10 protein-coding genes are annotated in these 14,421 nt (G+C 71.9%); 4 read left to right on the top strand and 6 right to left on the bottom strand.

What is annotated here, in order from left to right; all coding sequences use genetic code 11:
- Window positions 1-5: 5 nt before the first annotated feature.
- Both ACZ45Z_RS28835 and glnA read right to left on the bottom strand, forming a co-directional pair.
- On the bottom strand, window positions 6-3,029 hold the full coding sequence (locus tag ACZ45Z_RS28835) for a bifunctional [glutamine synthetase] adenylyltransferase/[glutamine synthetase]-adenylyl-L-tyrosine phosphorylase (RefSeq protein ID WP_468368391.1): 3,024 nt from the start codon (window positions 3,027-3,029) through the stop codon (window positions 6-8).
- A 27-nt stretch (window positions 3,030-3,056) separates the two neighbouring features.
- Window positions 3,057-4,418: a type I glutamate--ammonia ligase gene (gene glnA / locus ACZ45Z_RS28830; protein WP_468368389.1), complete on the bottom strand. Its 1,362-nt coding sequence runs from the start codon at window positions 4,416-4,418 to the stop codon at window positions 3,057-3,059.
- Window positions 4,419-4,611: 193 nt separating this feature from the next.
- On the opposite strand from glnA, the gene ACZ45Z_RS28825 reads away from it, so the two are divergent.
- On the top strand, window positions 4,612-6,366 hold the full coding sequence (locus tag ACZ45Z_RS28825; RefSeq protein WP_468368387.1) for an NAD+ synthase: 1,755 nt from the start codon (window positions 4,612-4,614) through the stop codon (window positions 6,364-6,366).
- Window positions 6,367-6,373: 7 nt separating this feature from the next.
- Here ACZ45Z_RS28825 and ACZ45Z_RS28820 read toward each other — a convergent pair whose 3' ends face one another.
- The 4 genes from ACZ45Z_RS28820 to ACZ45Z_RS28805 all read right to left on the bottom strand — a co-directional run bounded on the left by ACZ45Z_RS28820 (window position 6,374) and on the right by ACZ45Z_RS28805 (window position 11,207).
- The gene (locus tag ACZ45Z_RS28820) at window positions 6,374-7,612 is read right to left on the bottom strand and encodes an MFS transporter (RefSeq protein WP_468368385.1); all 1,239 of its coding nucleotides are present in this window, start codon (window positions 7,610-7,612) and stop codon (window positions 6,374-6,376) included.
- Between the two features lie 167 nt (window positions 7,613-7,779).
- On the bottom strand, window positions 7,780-8,700 hold the full coding sequence (locus ACZ45Z_RS28815) for an endonuclease/exonuclease/phosphatase family protein (RefSeq protein ID WP_468368558.1): 921 nt from the start codon (window positions 8,698-8,700) through the stop codon (window positions 7,780-7,782).
- A gap of 258 nt (window positions 8,701-8,958) precedes the next feature.
- On the bottom strand, window positions 8,959-9,597 hold the full coding sequence (locus tag ACZ45Z_RS28810) for a TetR/AcrR family transcriptional regulator (protein WP_468368383.1): 639 nt from the start codon (window positions 9,595-9,597) through the stop codon (window positions 8,959-8,961).
- On the bottom strand, window positions 9,594-11,207 hold the full coding sequence (locus ACZ45Z_RS28805) for an MFS transporter (RefSeq protein WP_468368380.1): 1,614 nt from the start codon (window positions 11,205-11,207) through the stop codon (window positions 9,594-9,596). Before ACZ45Z_RS28805 ends, ACZ45Z_RS28810 begins: the two co-directional genes overlap by 4 nt.
- 201 nt (window positions 11,208-11,408) lie before the next feature.
- On the opposite strand from ACZ45Z_RS28805, the gene panB reads away from it, so the two are divergent.
- From panB to ACZ45Z_RS28790, 3 genes are all read left to right on the top strand, one after another.
- On the top strand, window positions 11,409-12,308 hold the full coding sequence (gene panB, locus ACZ45Z_RS28800; RefSeq protein WP_468368378.1) for a 3-methyl-2-oxobutanoate hydroxymethyltransferase: 900 nt from the start codon (window positions 11,409-11,411) through the stop codon (window positions 12,306-12,308).
- A 220-nt stretch (window positions 12,309-12,528) separates the two neighbouring features.
- Window positions 12,529-13,578, top strand: coding sequence for an ATP-binding cassette domain-containing protein (locus ACZ45Z_RS28795; RefSeq protein WP_468368375.1), 1,050 nt, complete (start codon window positions 12,529-12,531; stop codon window positions 13,576-13,578).
- The gene (locus ACZ45Z_RS28790) at window positions 13,575-14,405 is read left to right on the top strand and encodes an ABC transporter permease (RefSeq protein WP_468368372.1); all 831 of its coding nucleotides are present in this window, start codon (window positions 13,575-13,577) and stop codon (window positions 14,403-14,405) included. The genes ACZ45Z_RS28795 and ACZ45Z_RS28790 overlap by 4 nt, the downstream gene beginning before the upstream one ends.
- The last annotated feature ends 16 nt before the right edge of the window (window positions 14,406-14,421 follow it).

The raw sequence follows: 14,421 nt of genomic DNA, 5'->3' as shown, positions 1-14,421 counted from the left end.
GCTAGTCAGGCTCCGTAGAACAGCTCCTCCACCACGCCCCGCGCCCGCCGGGTGATCCGCCGGTAGTCGTCCAGCATCTCCCCGACGTGGCCCTCCTCGTAACCGAGGTAACGGCCCACCGCGGCCAGCTCCCGGCCGTCGACCGGGAAGGTGTCGCCGGGGCGGCCGCGGACCAGCATCACGGCGTTGCGCACCCGCGCCGCGAGCACCCACGCCTCGTCCAGGACGCGGGCGTCGTCGGCGGCGATCAGCCCGGCGGTCCGCGCGGCGGCCAGCGCGGCGCGGGTGCGGGTGGTGCGCAGCCCCGGGACGTCCCAGCCGTGCCGCATCTGGAGCAGTTGCACCGTCCACTCGACGTCGCTGAGCCCGCCGCGCCCCAGCTTGGCGTGGGTGGTCGGGTCGGCGCCGCGGGGCAGCCGTTCGGACTCCATCCGGGCCTTGAGCCGGCGGATCTCGCGGACCGCGTCCTCGCCCAGGCCGCCGGCCGGATAGCGCAGCGGGTCGACCAGCTCGATGAAGCGCCGCCCCAACTCGGCGTCGCCCGCGACCGGTTCGGCCCGCAGCAGGGCCTGCGCCTCCCATACCAGCGACCAGCGCCGGTAGTAGGCGGCGTACGAGGCGAGGGTGCGCACCAGCGGGCCGGACCTGCCCTCGGGGCGCAGGTCGGCGTCGATGGGCAACGGCGGGTCGGAGGAGGGCAGTTGCAGCAGCCGGCGTATTTCGTTGGCCACCGCCTGCGCGGCCTTGGCGGCCTCCTGCTCGTCGGCGCCCTCGCGGGGCTCGTGGACGAACAGGACGTCCGCGTCCGAGCCGTAGCTGAGTTCGTGGCCCCCGAAGCGGCCCATCCCGATCACCGTGAAGCGGGTGGGCAGGGTGTCGCCCCAGGTGTCGCGGACGGCGGCGCGCAGGGCGCCGGCGAGGGTGGCGGCGTTGAGGTCGGACACCGCGGCGCCGACCGTGTCGACGGCCTGGCCGCGGTCCTCCGCCGCCGGGGTGCCCTCCGTGCCGTACGCGCCGATCAGGTCGGCGGCGGCGGTGCGGAACAGCTCCCGGCGGCGCACCCCTCTGGCCGCCGCGACGGCCGCCTCCGCGCCGACCGCGCGGCCGACCGCCGCCAGCACCTCCTGTTCCAGGGCGGCCCGACCGCGCGGCCGCAGCCCGTCCGGCGCGCCGAGCAGCGCGACGGCCTCGGGGGCGCGCAGCAGCAGGTCGGGCGCGAGGCGTCCGGCGGACAGCACCCGGGCGAGGTTCTCGGCGGCGGCGCCCTCGTCGCGCAGCAGCCGCAGATACCAAGGGGTCTTGCCGAGCGCGTCGGAGACCTTGCGGAAGTTGAGCAGTCCGGCGTCCGGGTCGGCGGAGTCCGCGAACCAGCCGAGCAGCACCGGCAGCAGCGTCCGCTGGATGGCGGCCTTGCGGGTGACGCCGGAGGACAGGGCCTCCAGGTGGCGCAGCGCGGCCACCGGGTCGGCGTAGCCGAGGGCTTCCAGGCGCTGGCCGGCGGCCTTGGCCGACAGCCGGGTCTCGCCGGGCTCCAGATGCGCGACGGCGTCCAGCAGCGGCCGGTAGAAAAGCTTCTCGTGCAGGCGGCGCACCTCGCGGGCGTGCCACTTCCACTCCTTGCGCAGGGTGAGGACCGGTTCGGTGCGCAGGCCCAGCGAGCGGGCCAGCCGCCGCAGGTCGGCGTCCTCCTCGGGCATCAGGTGGGTGCGGCGCATGCGGTAGAGCTGGATGCGGTGTTCCAGGGTGCGCAGGAAGCGGTAGGCGGAGTCCAGCGCGGCGGCGTCCTGGCGCCCGACGTAGCCGCCGGCCGCCAGCGCCTCCAGTGCCTCCAGCGTCGTGGCGCTGCGCAGCGTGGCGTCGCTGCGGCCGTGCACCAACTGGAGGAGCTGGACGGCGAATTCCACGTCGCGCAGGCCGCCGGGGCCGAGCTTGAGTTCGCGGTCGACCCGGTCGGCGGGGATGTTCTCGACGACCCGGCGGCGCATCTGGCGCACATCGGCGACGAAGTTCTCCCGCTCGGCGACCTGCCAGACCATCGGCGAGAGGGCGTCGACGTACTCCTGTCCCAGCTCCAGGTCGCCGGCCATCGGGCGGGCCTTGAGCAGGGCCTGGAACTCCCAGGTCTTGGCCCAGCGCTGGTAGTAGGCGAGGTGGCTGGTGAGGGTGCGCACCAGGGGGCCGTTGCGGCCCTCGGGGCGCAGATTGGCGTCCACCGGCCAGATGGTGCCCTCGGCGGTGATGTCGGAGCAGAGCCGCATCATGCGGGAGGCGAGGCGGGTCGCGGCGGGCAGCGCCTTGGCCTCCTCCGCACCGTCCCGGGCCTCGGCGACGAAGATGACGTCGACGTCCGAGACGTAGTTCAGCTCGCGCCCGCCGCACTTGCCCATGCCGATGACGGACAGCCGGCAGGCGGCGGCGTCGCCGGGCTGCTCCTCGCAGGCGATCTCCAGGGCGGCCCGCACCGTGGCGGTGGCGAGGTCGGCCAGCTCCGCCGCGGCCTCGGTGACGTCGGTCGTCCCGCACACGTCGCGGGCCGCGATGCCCAGCAGGGACCGGCGGTAGGCGGCGCGCAGCGCGTCCGCCCGGGAGCGGCCCGCGCCCCGCTCGCCCCAGATGCCCTCGGCGAGCGCCTGCTCGAACTCGGGCGTGGTGGGGTGCAGATCGACCGACTCGTACGTGATCAGCGAGCGCCAGTCGTGCGGATGGCGGGCCAGATGGTCGGCCAGCGCCTCCGAGGCCCCCAGGACGCCCAGCAGCCGGTCGCGCAGCGGTTTCGCCGCGACCACGGTGCTCAGCAGCGCCTGCTGTTCCTCCGGCTCCTGGGCCTCCACCAGACGGACCAGGCCGTGCAGCGCGAGGTCGGGATCGGCGGTCGCGCCGAACGCTTCGAGGAGCACCGAGTCGTCGCGCACGGCGGCGAACGCGGGGGCGTCGAGCAGCCGCCCGGCCGCCGAGGGGTCGGTGAAACCGTGCCTCAGCAGCCGGGTGAAGGCGCTGCTCCGCCGTCCCTGCGGAGCGGGTAGTGCCATGATGCGGCCTCTCGGTGGCTGGTCGGCTCAGAGCACGGGCAGCATCTTGCGCAGCTCGAAGGCGGTGACCTCGGAGCGGTACTCCTCCCACTCCTGCTTCTTGTTGCGCAGGAAGAAGTCGAAGACGTGCTCGCCGAGGGTCTCGGCGACCAGCTCGCTGCGCTCCATCAGCTCGATGGCCTCGCCGAGGTTCTGCGGCAGCGGCTCGATGCCCATCGCCCGGCGCTCGGAGTCCGACAGCGCCCAGACGTCGTCGTCGGCGCCGGCCGGCAGCTCGTAGCCCTCCTCGATGCCCTTCAGACCGGCGGCGAGCAGCACCGCGTACGTCAGGTAGGGGTTGGCGCCGGAGTCGATCGAGCGGACCTCGACGCGGGTGGAGCCCATCTTGCCGGGCTTGTACATCGGGACGCGGATCAGCGCGGAGCGGTTGTTGTGGCCCCAGCAGATGTAGGAGGGGGCCTCGCCGCCGGCGCCCGCGGTGCGGTTGGCGCCGCCCCAGATGCGCTTGTAGGAGTTGACCCACTGGTTGGTGACGGCGGAGATCTCGCCCGCGTGCTTGAGCAGGCCGGCGATGAAGGAGCGGCCCACCTTGGAGAGCTGGTACTCCGAGCCCGACTCGTGGAAGGCGTTGCGGTCGCCCTCGAAGAGCGAGAGGTGGGTGTGCATGCCGGAGCCGGGGAACTCCGAGAACGGCTTGGGCATGAACGTCGCCTGCACGCCCTGCTCCAGCGCGACCTGCTTCATCACCAGCCGGAACGTCATGATGTTGTCGGCGGTCGACAGCGCGTCGGCGTACCGCAGGTCGATCTCCTGCTGGCCGGGCGCGCCCTCGTGGTGGCTGAACTCCACCGAGATGCCCATGGACTCCAGCATCGTGATGGCCTGGCGGCGGAAGTCCATGCCGACGTTCTGCGGGGTGTGGTCGAAGTAGCCGGAGGAGTCGCCGGGCGTCGGCCGCTGGCCGTCGACGGGCTTGTCCTTGAGCAGGAAGAACTCGATCTCGGGGTGGGTGTAGAAGGTGAAGCCGAGGTCGGAGGTCTTGGCCAGGATGCGCTTGAGGACGTAGCGCGGGTCGGCGTACGACGGGGAGCCGTCCGGCATGAGGATGTCGCAGAACATCCGGGCGGTGCCGGGGGCCTCGGCGCGCCACGGCAGGATCTGGAAGGTGCCCGGATCCGGCTTGGCGATCATGTCGGATTCGTACACCCGGGCGAATCCCTCGATGGCGGAGCCGTCGAAGCCGATGCCTTCGTCGAATGCCTGCTCCAGCTCCGCGGGGGCCACCGCGACGGACTTGAGGAACCCGAGCACGTCGGTGAACCACAGTCGTACGAAGCGGATGTCGCGCTCCTCGAGCGTTCGGAGCACGAACTCCTGCTGCTTGTCCATGGGTCACCAATCCTTGCAGGTCAATCGGCCTGTCCACGCTCGTGAGCAAACGCGGCGTGGCACACCAGTATCACGTGAGGCGGTTACCGTCACATTACGCACCCTTGGCCATAATCAGAACCGCGGACCCGTTACCTCCCGCCGGAGCCGCCGACACCCCCCATCGCGTCAGAAAGACGATTACACTGGCGGGGTGCCTCAACTTCGTCTCGCCCTCAATCAGATCGACTCCAGCGTCGGCGACCTCGCCCAGAACGCCGAGACGATCGTCCGCTGGACCCGGCACGCCGCCGACCAGGGCGCGCACCTCGTCGCTTTCCCCGAGATGGCACTGACCGGCTACCCCGTGGAGGACCTCGCGCTGCGCTCCTCCTTCGTGGAGGCCAGCCGCTCGGCGCTGCGCGCGCTGGCCGGCCGGCTGGCCTCGGAGGGGTTGGGCGAGGTCCCGGTCATCGTCGGCTATCTGGACCGCTGCGCCCAGGACCGGCCGCGTTACGGACTTCCGGCCGGCGCCCCGCAGAACGCCGCCGCCGTGCTGCACCGCGGCGAGGTGGCGCTGAGCTTCGCCAAGCACCACCTGCCCAACTACGGCGTCTTCGACGAGTTCCGCTACTTCGTGCCCGGCGACACGCTGCCCGTGGTGCGGGTGCACGGCGTGGACGTCGCCCTGGCCATCTGCGAGGACCTGTGGCAGGAGGGCGGGCGGGTGCCCGCGGCGCGCAGTGCGGGCGCCGGGCTGCTGGTGTCCATCAACGCCTCGCCGTACGAGCGCGAGAAGAACGACACCCGTCTGGAGCTGGTGCGCAAGCGGGCCCAGGAGGCCGGCTGCACCACCGCCTACCTGGCGATGATCGGCGGGCAGGACGAGCTGGTCTTCGACGGCGACTCCATCGTGGTCGACAAGGACGGCGGGGTGATCGCCCGGGCGCCGCAGTTCGCCGAGGGCTGCGTGCTGGTCGACCTGGAGCTTCCGGCGGCGGCCGAGCGGCCCCCCTCGGGCGTGGTGGACGACGGCCTGCGCGTCGAGCATGTCGTCCTCTCCCCCGACCCGCTGCCGCCGTATCCGCCGCAGACGCTCGGCGGCGAGGCCGAACGGCTGACGGCCCTGGAGGAGATCTACACCGCGCTGGTCGTCGGACTGCGCGCGTACGTCGCCAAGAACGGCTTCCGCAGCGTGGTGCTGGGGCTGTCCGGCGGGATCGACTCCGCGCTGGTGGCCACCCTCGCCTGCGACGCGCTGGGCGCCGGCCACGTGCACGCCGTCGCGATGCCGTCCCGCTATTCGTCGGACCACTCGATCACCGACGCCGCCGACCTCGCGCACCGCACGGGACTGACCTTCCGCACGGTGCCGATCGCCCCGATGTTCGACGCCTACATGGAGGCCCTGCAACTGACCGGGCTCGCCGAGGAGAACCTCCAGTCGCGGCTGCGCGGGACGACGCTGATGGCGATCTCCAACCAGGAGGGGCACCTCGTGCTCGCCCCGGGCAACAAGTCCGAGCTGGCGTGCGGCTATTCGACGCTCTACGGCGACTCGGCGGGCGGGTACGGGCCGATCAAGGACGTCTACAAGACCGTCGTCTTCCAACTGGCCCGCTGGCGCAACCAGGCCGCCGTCGAACGCGGCCAGACCCCGCCGATCCCGGAGAACACCCTCACCAAGCCCCCGAGCGCCGAGTTGCGCCCCGGCCAGGTCGACACCGATTCGCTGCCCGACTACGACACCCTCGACCGGATCCTGGAGCTGTACGTCGACCGCGACCGGGGCCGCGAGGAGATCGTCGCGCGCGGCTACGACGAGGAGCTGGTCACCCGCATCCTGCGGATGGTGGACCGCGCCGAATACAAGCGGCGCCAGTATCCGCCGGGCACCAAGATCTCCGCCAAGGGCTTCGGCAAGGACCGGCGGCTGCCGATCACCAACCTGTGGCGGGAAGGGATCTGACGGCAGGTCAGCGGCCCCGGGGTCCGGGAGGGGCGGACCGTCCCGCCCACTCCTGGGCGCCGGCGCCCAGGGCGTCCTCGCCGCGCGCGACGATCCGGGAGGCTTCGCCGCGGTCCAGCAGGCCGGCCGTCACGGCGACGACCAGGCCGAGTGCGGCCAGGACCGCGCCGACCAGGGTCGGAGAGGTCCAGCCCCAGTCGGCCGCGAGGGCCAGACCGCCGGCCCAGGCGCCGCCGGCGTTGGCGAGGTTGAAGGCGGACTGGTTGGAGGCGGCGGCCAGGGTGGGGGCCTGGTGCGCCTTGTTCATGACCAGCATCTGGAGCGGGGTGGTGGTCATGAAGCCGACGGCGCCGATGAGGACGACGGTGACCATGGCCGCCCATTTCACCTCGGCGGTGAAGTGGAAGGCGGCCAGGACGACGGCGAGCGCCGCCAGCGACCCGTACAGCGTGGGGCGCAGCGCCCGGTCGGTGAGCGGGCCGGCGGCGAGGGCGCCGAGGGTCATGCCGATGCCGAAGAGGGCGAGGACGACCGGCACGGAGGTCTCGGAGAAGCCGGTGACCTTGGTCATCATCGACGCGAGGTAGCTGTAGACGGCGAAGACGCCGGCGAAGCCGAAGACGGTGGTGAGCAGGCCGAGCAGCACCTGGCGGTTGCCCAGGGCGCGCAGTTCCCGGCCGAGGCCGGTGCGCTCCCGGTCCGGCAGCGGCGGGAGGAGCCGGGCCAGGGAGGCCATCGCGACGAGGCCGATGGCGGCCACGACCAGGAAGGTCACCCGCCAGCCGAGGTGCTGGCCGAGCAGGGTCGCGGCGGGCACTCCGACGATGTTGGCGATGGTCAGGCCGAGGAACATCGTGGCGACCGCGCGGGCCTGGCGGCCTTCGCGGACCAGCCGGGCGGCGACCACCGCGCCGACGCCGAAGAACGCGCCGTGCGGGAGTCCGGCCAGCAGCCGGCCGGCGAGGAGGGTGCCGAAGCCGGGGGCCAGGGCGGAGGCGAGGTTGCCGACCGTGAAGAGGCCCATCAGCAGGACGAGCATCCGCTTGCGGGGGACGCGGGAGCCGAGGGCGGTCAGGAGCGGGGCGCCGATGACGACGCCGAGGGCGTAGGCGGAGACGAGGTAGCCGGCGGTGGGCACCGAGGTGCCCAGATCGTCCGCGACGTTGGGCAGCAGGCCCATCATCACGAATTCCGTGGTGCCGATACCGAAGGCCGAGATCGCGAGCGCGAGCAGAGCCAAGGGCATGGAGAACCTTTCCGGGGACGGGGTGGGGCAGGGGGACAGGGTTATGTTCTCTTACGGAACAAAGTCTCTCAGCCGCGGTATTCCGTCCGGCGAACGGGGTGTGACAAACGGATGTCGGCGTGACCCGTAGCAGGTCACGCCGACCGGTCCGGCCCGGGATCCGGCGTCTAGATCTTCACGGACGCCGCGATCGGCAGATGGTCGCTGCCGGTGGCCGGCAGCGTCCAGGCCCCGACCGGGTCCATCCCCTTCATCATGATCTGGTCGATCCGGGCCATCGCGAAGCCGGCCGGCCAACTGAAGCCGAAGCCGTCGCCCGCCGCGCCCTGCGCGGACCGCATCTGGGAGGTGACGGGCGCCAGCGACCGGTCGTTCATGGTGCCGTTGAGGTCGCCGAGCAGCATGACCTTCTTCAGCGGGTCGGCGGCGATCGCCTCCCCCAGCGCCTCGGCGCTGCCGTCGCGCTGGTTGGCGGTGAAGCCCGCCTCGACCTTGACGCGCACCGAGGGCAGGTGGGCGACGTAGACGGCGAACTTCTGGCCGTCGGCGGCGGTGACGGTGGCACGCAGCGCGCGCGTCCAGCCCATCTTGATGTCCACCGGCCGGGCGTCGGAGAGCGGACGCTTGCTCCACAGGCCGACCGTGCCCTGGACCGTGTGGAAGGGGTAGGTCTTGGCCAGCCCGGCCTTGTAGACGGGCAGTGCCTCGCCGGTCAGCTCCTCCAGCGCCACCACGTCGGCGCCGGACGCCACGATGTCGCGGGCGGTGGCGGCCGGATCGGGGTTGCCGGCATCGACGTTGTGGGTCGCGACGGTCAGATCGCCGCCGGCGGCCGCCTTGTCGGTGATCAGCCCGCCGAAGAGATTGACCCAGGCCACGACGGGCAGCAGCAGCGCGACGAGCGCGGTCGCCGAGCGGCGCAGCACCGCCAGGCCCAGCAGCAGCGGGACTCCCAGGCCCAGCCACGGCAGGAACGTCTCCAGCAGACTGCCCAGGTTTCCCACGGCGTTGGGGATGCGGGCGTGCAGGATCATCAGCAGCCCGAGGAGTACGGCGAGCACCGCCGGAACGATGCCGCGCCGCCACATCCCTTCCGGGCGCCACCAGTTCACGAGGCGTCCGGCTCGGGAGCCGGCCCGCCCAGGGCCCTGACCCTGTCCCGGCTCCGTGATGTATGCCTGCGCCATTCCGCTGTCCTCACTGCCTTGCTCCGGTGCGCCTCGCCTGTGGTCCTCGACCCTAGGCGATGGTCCGTAACGCGCTTTCTTAGAAGTGAGGACGGCGGGGTGGCGGGTCGGGGTTCCGGCACGGCCGCCGATGAGGGCGGCTGTGACAGAACGGGCATGTCAGCGGGCGGCCGGCGACGCGCCCTGGGGGCGTACGCCCTCCAGCACCATGTCGACGATGTCCTCCGCGAGCCCTTCGGGGAGTTCCTTCCATTCGTGGAGCATGGCGCGGGCCAGCATCGGGCCGACGAAGAGGTCGGCGATCGTCTCGATGTCGTGGTCGGTGCGGATCTCCCCGCGCTCCATGCCGCGCCGCAGCACGGCGAGCAGCGCCTCGTGACGGGCGCGGACCACCGTCTCGTGGTACTCCGCCCACAGCTCAGGCTGCGCCTGGACATGGCTGACCAGCGTGCGCAGCAGCGCGGAGCTGCGTTTGGCCAGACCGCGCCGGCGCAGGAACTCCAGGAGGGAGACGAGGTCGTCGCGTACGGAGTCGCCGTTCAGGGGCGGGGCCGGGGCCTCCATCGAGCGCATGACGTCGAGCATCAGCGCGCTCTTGCCGGGCCAGCGGCGGTAGACGGTGGCCTTGCCCACGCCCGCCTCGCGGGCGATGCGTTCCATGGACAGCTCGCCTATGGAGGCACCGTCCTCGATCATGCGCAGGACGGCCTCGATGATGGCGGAGTCGGCCGCGGCGCTGCGTGGCCGGCCGCGGCGCTCGGGGGCCACCGCCCCGGTCTCTCCCGCCGCCCCGCTCATCGCTGTGCGCCCGCCTTCCGCTCGTCCCGCGGCTCCGCCGCCCGCCGCGGCGCTCCTATTCTGCCGGGCAGGAAGGCGGCGACCACCGCGGCCCCGATCACCGCGACACCGGCCGAGGAGAGGGCGGTGACGTGCATGGCATGGACGAAGGCGTCCTCGGCGGCGCTGACCAGACCGCGGCCGGCCGGTCCGAGGCGGCCGGCGAGGCCGAGGGTCGCCTCGATGGACTCACCGGCGGCGTGCCGGGCGCCGGCGGACAGGCCGGGCAGCGCGTCGAGCCTGTCCTGGATGCCGTCGCGGTAGGTGGTGGACAGCACCGAGCCGAGGACGGCGACGCCGAGGGTGCCGCCGACCTGCCGGAAGGTGTTGTTCAGGGCCGAGCCGGAGCCGGCCTTCTCGCGCGGCAGCGACTGCATGATCGAGACGGTGACCGGCGTCATGATGTGCGCCATGCCGGTGCCCTGGGCGAAGAACAGCACCTCCAGGACCCAGATGGGGGTGTCGGTGTCCAGCAGCAGCATGCCGGTCATGGTGACGGCGACCAGCAGCATGCCGGCCGTGCACACGGCGCGGGCGCCGAACCGGTCCACGGCGTGCCGGACCCGCGGCGCGAAGATGAGCTGGGCGGCGGCCAGCGGCAGGATCAGCAGGCCGGCCTGGAGCGGGGTGTAGCCGCGCACGCTCTGGACGTAGAAGACGATGAAGAACGTGACGCCCATCAGCGCGAAGAAGACCAGCGCGATGGCGGCGACGGCGGCCGAGAAGGCGGGCTTGCGGAAGTAGCCGATGTCGATGGACGGATGGTCGCTGCGCTTTTGGTGCAGGACGAAGCCGGTCAGGACGGCGAGGCCGCCCAGCACGGCGCCGAGCACCTTGGGGTCGGTGAAGTCGGCGATCTGGCCGCCCCGGATGATCCCGTAGACCAGCAGGACGAGACCGACGACGGACAGCAACACGCCGACCGGGTCGAGCCGGCCGGGGCTGGGGTCCTTGGAGTCGGGCACCAGGAACAGCATCGCGACCAGGGCGAGCAGCACGATCGGGACGTTGACGAGGAAGACCGAGCCCCACCAGAAGTGGTCGAGCAGCAGGCCGCCGGCGATCGGGCCGATGGCGATGGCCAGGCCCACGCCGCCCGCCCAGATGCCGATCGCCTTGGGCTGCTCCTCGCGCTCGAAGACGTTCATCAAGATGGCGAGGGTGGCGGGCATGACCAGGGCGCCGCCCATGCCCATGACGGCGCGGAAGACGATGAGCTCGGTGGGCGAACCGGCGAACGCGGCGAGCACCGATCCGGCGCCGAACACCACCAGCCCGGTCAGCAGCACCTTCTTGCGGCCCAGGCGGTCGCCGAGCAGGCCAGAGGTGAAGAGCAGCCCGGCGAAGACCAGGGTGTAGGAGTTGATCCCCCACTCCAGCTCGCTCTGGGTGGCGCCGAGGCCGACGGGCGCGGGGGTCGCGATCGTCTTCATCGCGACGTTGAGGATGGAGTTGTCCAGCACGACGATCAGCAGGCTGAGCATGAGGACGGACAGGATCGCCCAGCGGCGGCCGTGGATGCGTTCGGGTACGTGGCGGGCGTCGGGCGCGCCGGGTGTGGTGGTGGCCATGCACGCCACTGTACTGGTTTCGATACGGTCCCGTTCCGTATCGGTGAAAGTCGGTGTCGCCGCCCTGCCGCCTCCCCCGCCGCCTCCCTTACGTCTCCCCCGTCACCTCCCCTTTCCCTTTCCACTCCGGGCGTGCCAGCATGGATGCGAGTCCGGGGACGCCGTCAGGGCGCCTCGAGATGACGAACAGGAGCCGTCACCATGACGCAGCTTTCGCCTGCCGCGAAGCCGGCCGGAGAGCCCTCTGCCGCGACGCCGCCCGCCCCGGGCACCAGCAAGTCGCTCTACGGCGGCACGAGTTCGCGCCGGATCACCGTCCGCGACATCGCGGCGGCCAAGGAGCGCGGCGAGAAGTGGCCGATGCTCACCGCCTACGACGCGATGACCGCCTCCGTCTTCGACGAGGCCAAGATCCCCGTCCTGCTCGTCGGCGACTCGATGGGCAACTGCCACCTCGGCTACGAATCCACCGTGCCGGTCACGATGGAGGAGATCACCCTCCTGTCCGCCGCCGTCGTCCGCGGCACCCGGCGCGCCCTGATCGTCGGCGACCTGCCCTTCGGCTCGTACCAGGAGGGCCCCGTACAGGCGCTGCGCAACGCCACCCGGCTGGTGAAGGAGGCGGGCGTGGGCGCGGTCAAGCTGGAGGGCGGCGAGCGCTCCGCGCACCAGGTGGAGCTGCTGGTCTCGTCCGGCATCCCGGTGATGGCGCACGTCGGGCTGACCCCGCAGTCGGTCAACGCCTACGGCGGCTACCCCGTCCAGGGCCGCGGCGAGGAGGCCGCCCAGCAGTTGCTGCGGGACGCCAAGGCGGTGCAGGACGCGGGCGCGTTCGCGGTCGTCCTGGAGGCCGTGCCCGCCGAGCTCGCCGCGGAGGTCACCCGCTCGCTGCACATCCCCACCGTCGGCATCGGCGCCGGCCTGGAGTGCGACGCGCAGGTGCTGGTGTGGACGGACATGGCCGGCATGACGGCGGGCCGCGTGCCGCGGTTCGTCAAGCAGTACCTCCAGATGCGGGAGCTGCTGGGCGGCGCGGCCAAGGCGTTCGCCGAGGACGTCGTCGGCGGCACGTTCCCCGCCGAGGAGCACACCTTCCACTGAGCCCGCCCGCCCCGGGTCCACCGAGCGCCTGGGCCCCCTCCCCTCGGGGTCCAGGCTCGAAACGGCGGCCGGAACACACCGTTCCGGCCGCCGTCGGCCTGTGCCGACCGCTCGTCGTCGCGTACCGGTGACGCTGTCGGCGACTTGTCGGTGGTGGTGTCGGTGGTGCTGTCGGTGGCTTGTCGGTGCGCTGTCGGTGGCGGCTGGCACCTTTGGGGCCATGACGCGACAGACGATAACCACCAAGGGCGGCAACGCCGTGGAGGTGCGCGGCCTGGTCAAGCACTTCGGTGACGTGAAGGCCGTCGACGGCGTGGACCTGGACGTGCGCGAAGGCACCGTGCTCGGTGTGCTCGGCCCCAACGGAGCCGGCAAGACCACCCTCGTGCGCTGCCTGTCCACCCTCTTGGTGCCGGACGCCGGCAGCGCCTTCGTGGCCGGCTACGACGTGGTGCGCCAGCCCCGCGCGCTGCGCCGCACGATCGGCCTGACCGGGCAGTACGCCTCGGTCGACGAAAAGCTCTCCGGCTGGGAGAACCTCTACATGATCGGGCGGCTGCTCGATCTCTCCCGCAAGGACGCCCGCAAGCGCGCGGACGAGATGCTGGAGCGGTTCTCACTGACCGAGGCCGCCAAGCGGCCCGCGGCCAAATACTCCGGCGGCATGCGCCGCCGGCTGGACCTGGCCGCCTCCATGGTCGGCCAGCCGCAGGTGCTGTATCTGGACGAGCCGACCACCGGCCTGGACCCGCGCACCCGCAACGAGGTGTGGGCGGAGGTGAAGCGGATGGTGCGCGAGGGCGCCACCGTGCTGCTCACCACCCAGTACATGGAAGAGGCCGAGCAACTGGCCCACGAGCTGACGGTCATCGACCGCGGCCGGGTCATCGCCGAGGGCAAGGTGGACGAGCTGAAGGCCAAGGTCGGCGGCCGGACGCTGCAGATCCAGCCGACCGACGCCGGCGAGCTGGACCGGATGGCCGGCGCCATCACGCGGGCCGGGCTGGACGGCATCGCCGGCGCCACCGCCGACCACGACGGGGGTGTGGTCAACGTACCGATCATCAGCGACGAGCAACTGACCGCCGTGGTCGGCGTCCTGGGCGAGCGGGGCTTCGCCCTGGCCGGTATCAGCACCCATCTGCCCAGCCTGGACGAGGTGTTCCTGGCCCTGACCGGCCAGAAGACCTCCGACGCGGCGGCCGGCGACGACCCCACGGACACCTTGGACCAGCAGCACGACCAGCAGTACGCGGAGGTATCGGCATGAGTGCCGCGACGATAACGGCCCCCCGCACCAAGCCGGGCGCCGACGAGGGCCGGATCGGGGCCCGCGCCAACCTGCGGCACATCGGCGCGCTGGCGCGCCGCAACGCCCTGCAGATCAAGCAGGACCCGGAGTCGATGTTCGACGCCCTGCTGATGCCCATCATCTTCATCCTGCTGTTCGTCTACGTCTTCGGCGGCGCCATCGCCGGCAAGGGCAACCAGCAGGACTACGTGCAGTATCTGGTGCCCGGCATGATGGCCATGATGGGCATGAACATCGCCATGGCGGTGGGCACGGGCGTCAACGAGGACTTCCGCAAGGGCGTCATGGACCGCTTCCGGACCATGCCCATCGCCCGGTCCTCGGTCCTGATCGCCAAGATCGTCGTCGAGATCGGCCGGATGCTGATCGCCACCGCGATCCTGCTGGCCATGGGCCTGTTGCTGGGCCTGGAGATCAAGGGCGGCATCCTCGAATTCCTCGGCGCGATCGTGCTGTCGACGGCCTTCGGCGCCGCCCTGATGTGGATCTTCATCCTGCTGGGGCTGTCCATGAAGACCCCGCAGGCCGTGCAGGGCATGGCGATGCTGGTGCTGATGCCCCTCCAGTTCGGCTCCTCGATCTTCGCGCCGCCGACATCGATGCCCGGCTGGCTGGAGGGCTTCACCGCGGTCAACCCGCTGTCCAACCTGGCGGACGCGGCCCGCGCCCTGATCAACGGCCAGGGCGCCGTCGCGCAGCCCACCCTGATCACCCTCGGCTGGGCGGTCGCCATCACGGCGATCACGATGCCGCTGGCGGTCCGGAAGTTCCGCACCAAGACCTGAGGTCGCGCGGCGGGAA

The sequence above is a fragment of the Streptomyces sp. NPDC031210 genome (genome assembly GCF_055570395.1).
This window is presented reverse-complemented; position numbering and strand designations above follow the sequence as displayed.

Excerpts from the sequence above, each read along its gene's own strand:
- ACZ45Z_RS28835 (WP_468368391.1), bottom strand. The coding sequence starts at position 3,029 with ATGGCACTACCCGCTCCGCAGGGACGGCGGAGCAGCGCCTTCACCCGG.
- glnA (WP_468368389.1), bottom strand. The coding sequence starts at position 4,418 with ATGGACAAGCAGCAGGAGTTCGTGCTCCGAACGCTCGAGGAGCGCGAC.
- ACZ45Z_RS28820 (WP_468368385.1), bottom strand. The coding sequence starts at position 7,612 with ATGCCCTTGGCTCTGCTCGCGCTCGCGATCTCGGCCTTCGGTATCGGC.
- ACZ45Z_RS28815 (WP_468368558.1), bottom strand. The coding sequence starts at position 8,700 with ATGTGGCGGCGCGGCATCGTTCCGGCGGTGCTCGCCGTACTCCTCGGG.
- ACZ45Z_RS28810 (WP_468368383.1), bottom strand. The coding sequence starts at position 9,597 with ATGAGCGGGGCGGCGGGAGAGACCGGGGCGGTGGCCCCCGAGCGCCGC.
- ACZ45Z_RS28805 (WP_468368380.1), bottom strand. The coding sequence starts at position 11,207 with ATGGCCACCACCACACCCGGCGCGCCCGACGCCCGCCACGTACCCGAA.
- panB (WP_468368378.1), top strand. The coding sequence starts at position 11,409 with ATGACGCAGCTTTCGCCTGCCGCGAAGCCGGCCGGAGAGCCCTCTGCC.
- ACZ45Z_RS28795 (WP_468368375.1), top strand. The coding sequence starts at position 12,529 with ATGACGCGACAGACGATAACCACCAAGGGCGGCAACGCCGTGGAGGTG.
- ACZ45Z_RS28790 (WP_468368372.1), top strand. The coding sequence starts at position 13,575 with ATGAGTGCCGCGACGATAACGGCCCCCCGCACCAAGCCGGGCGCCGAC.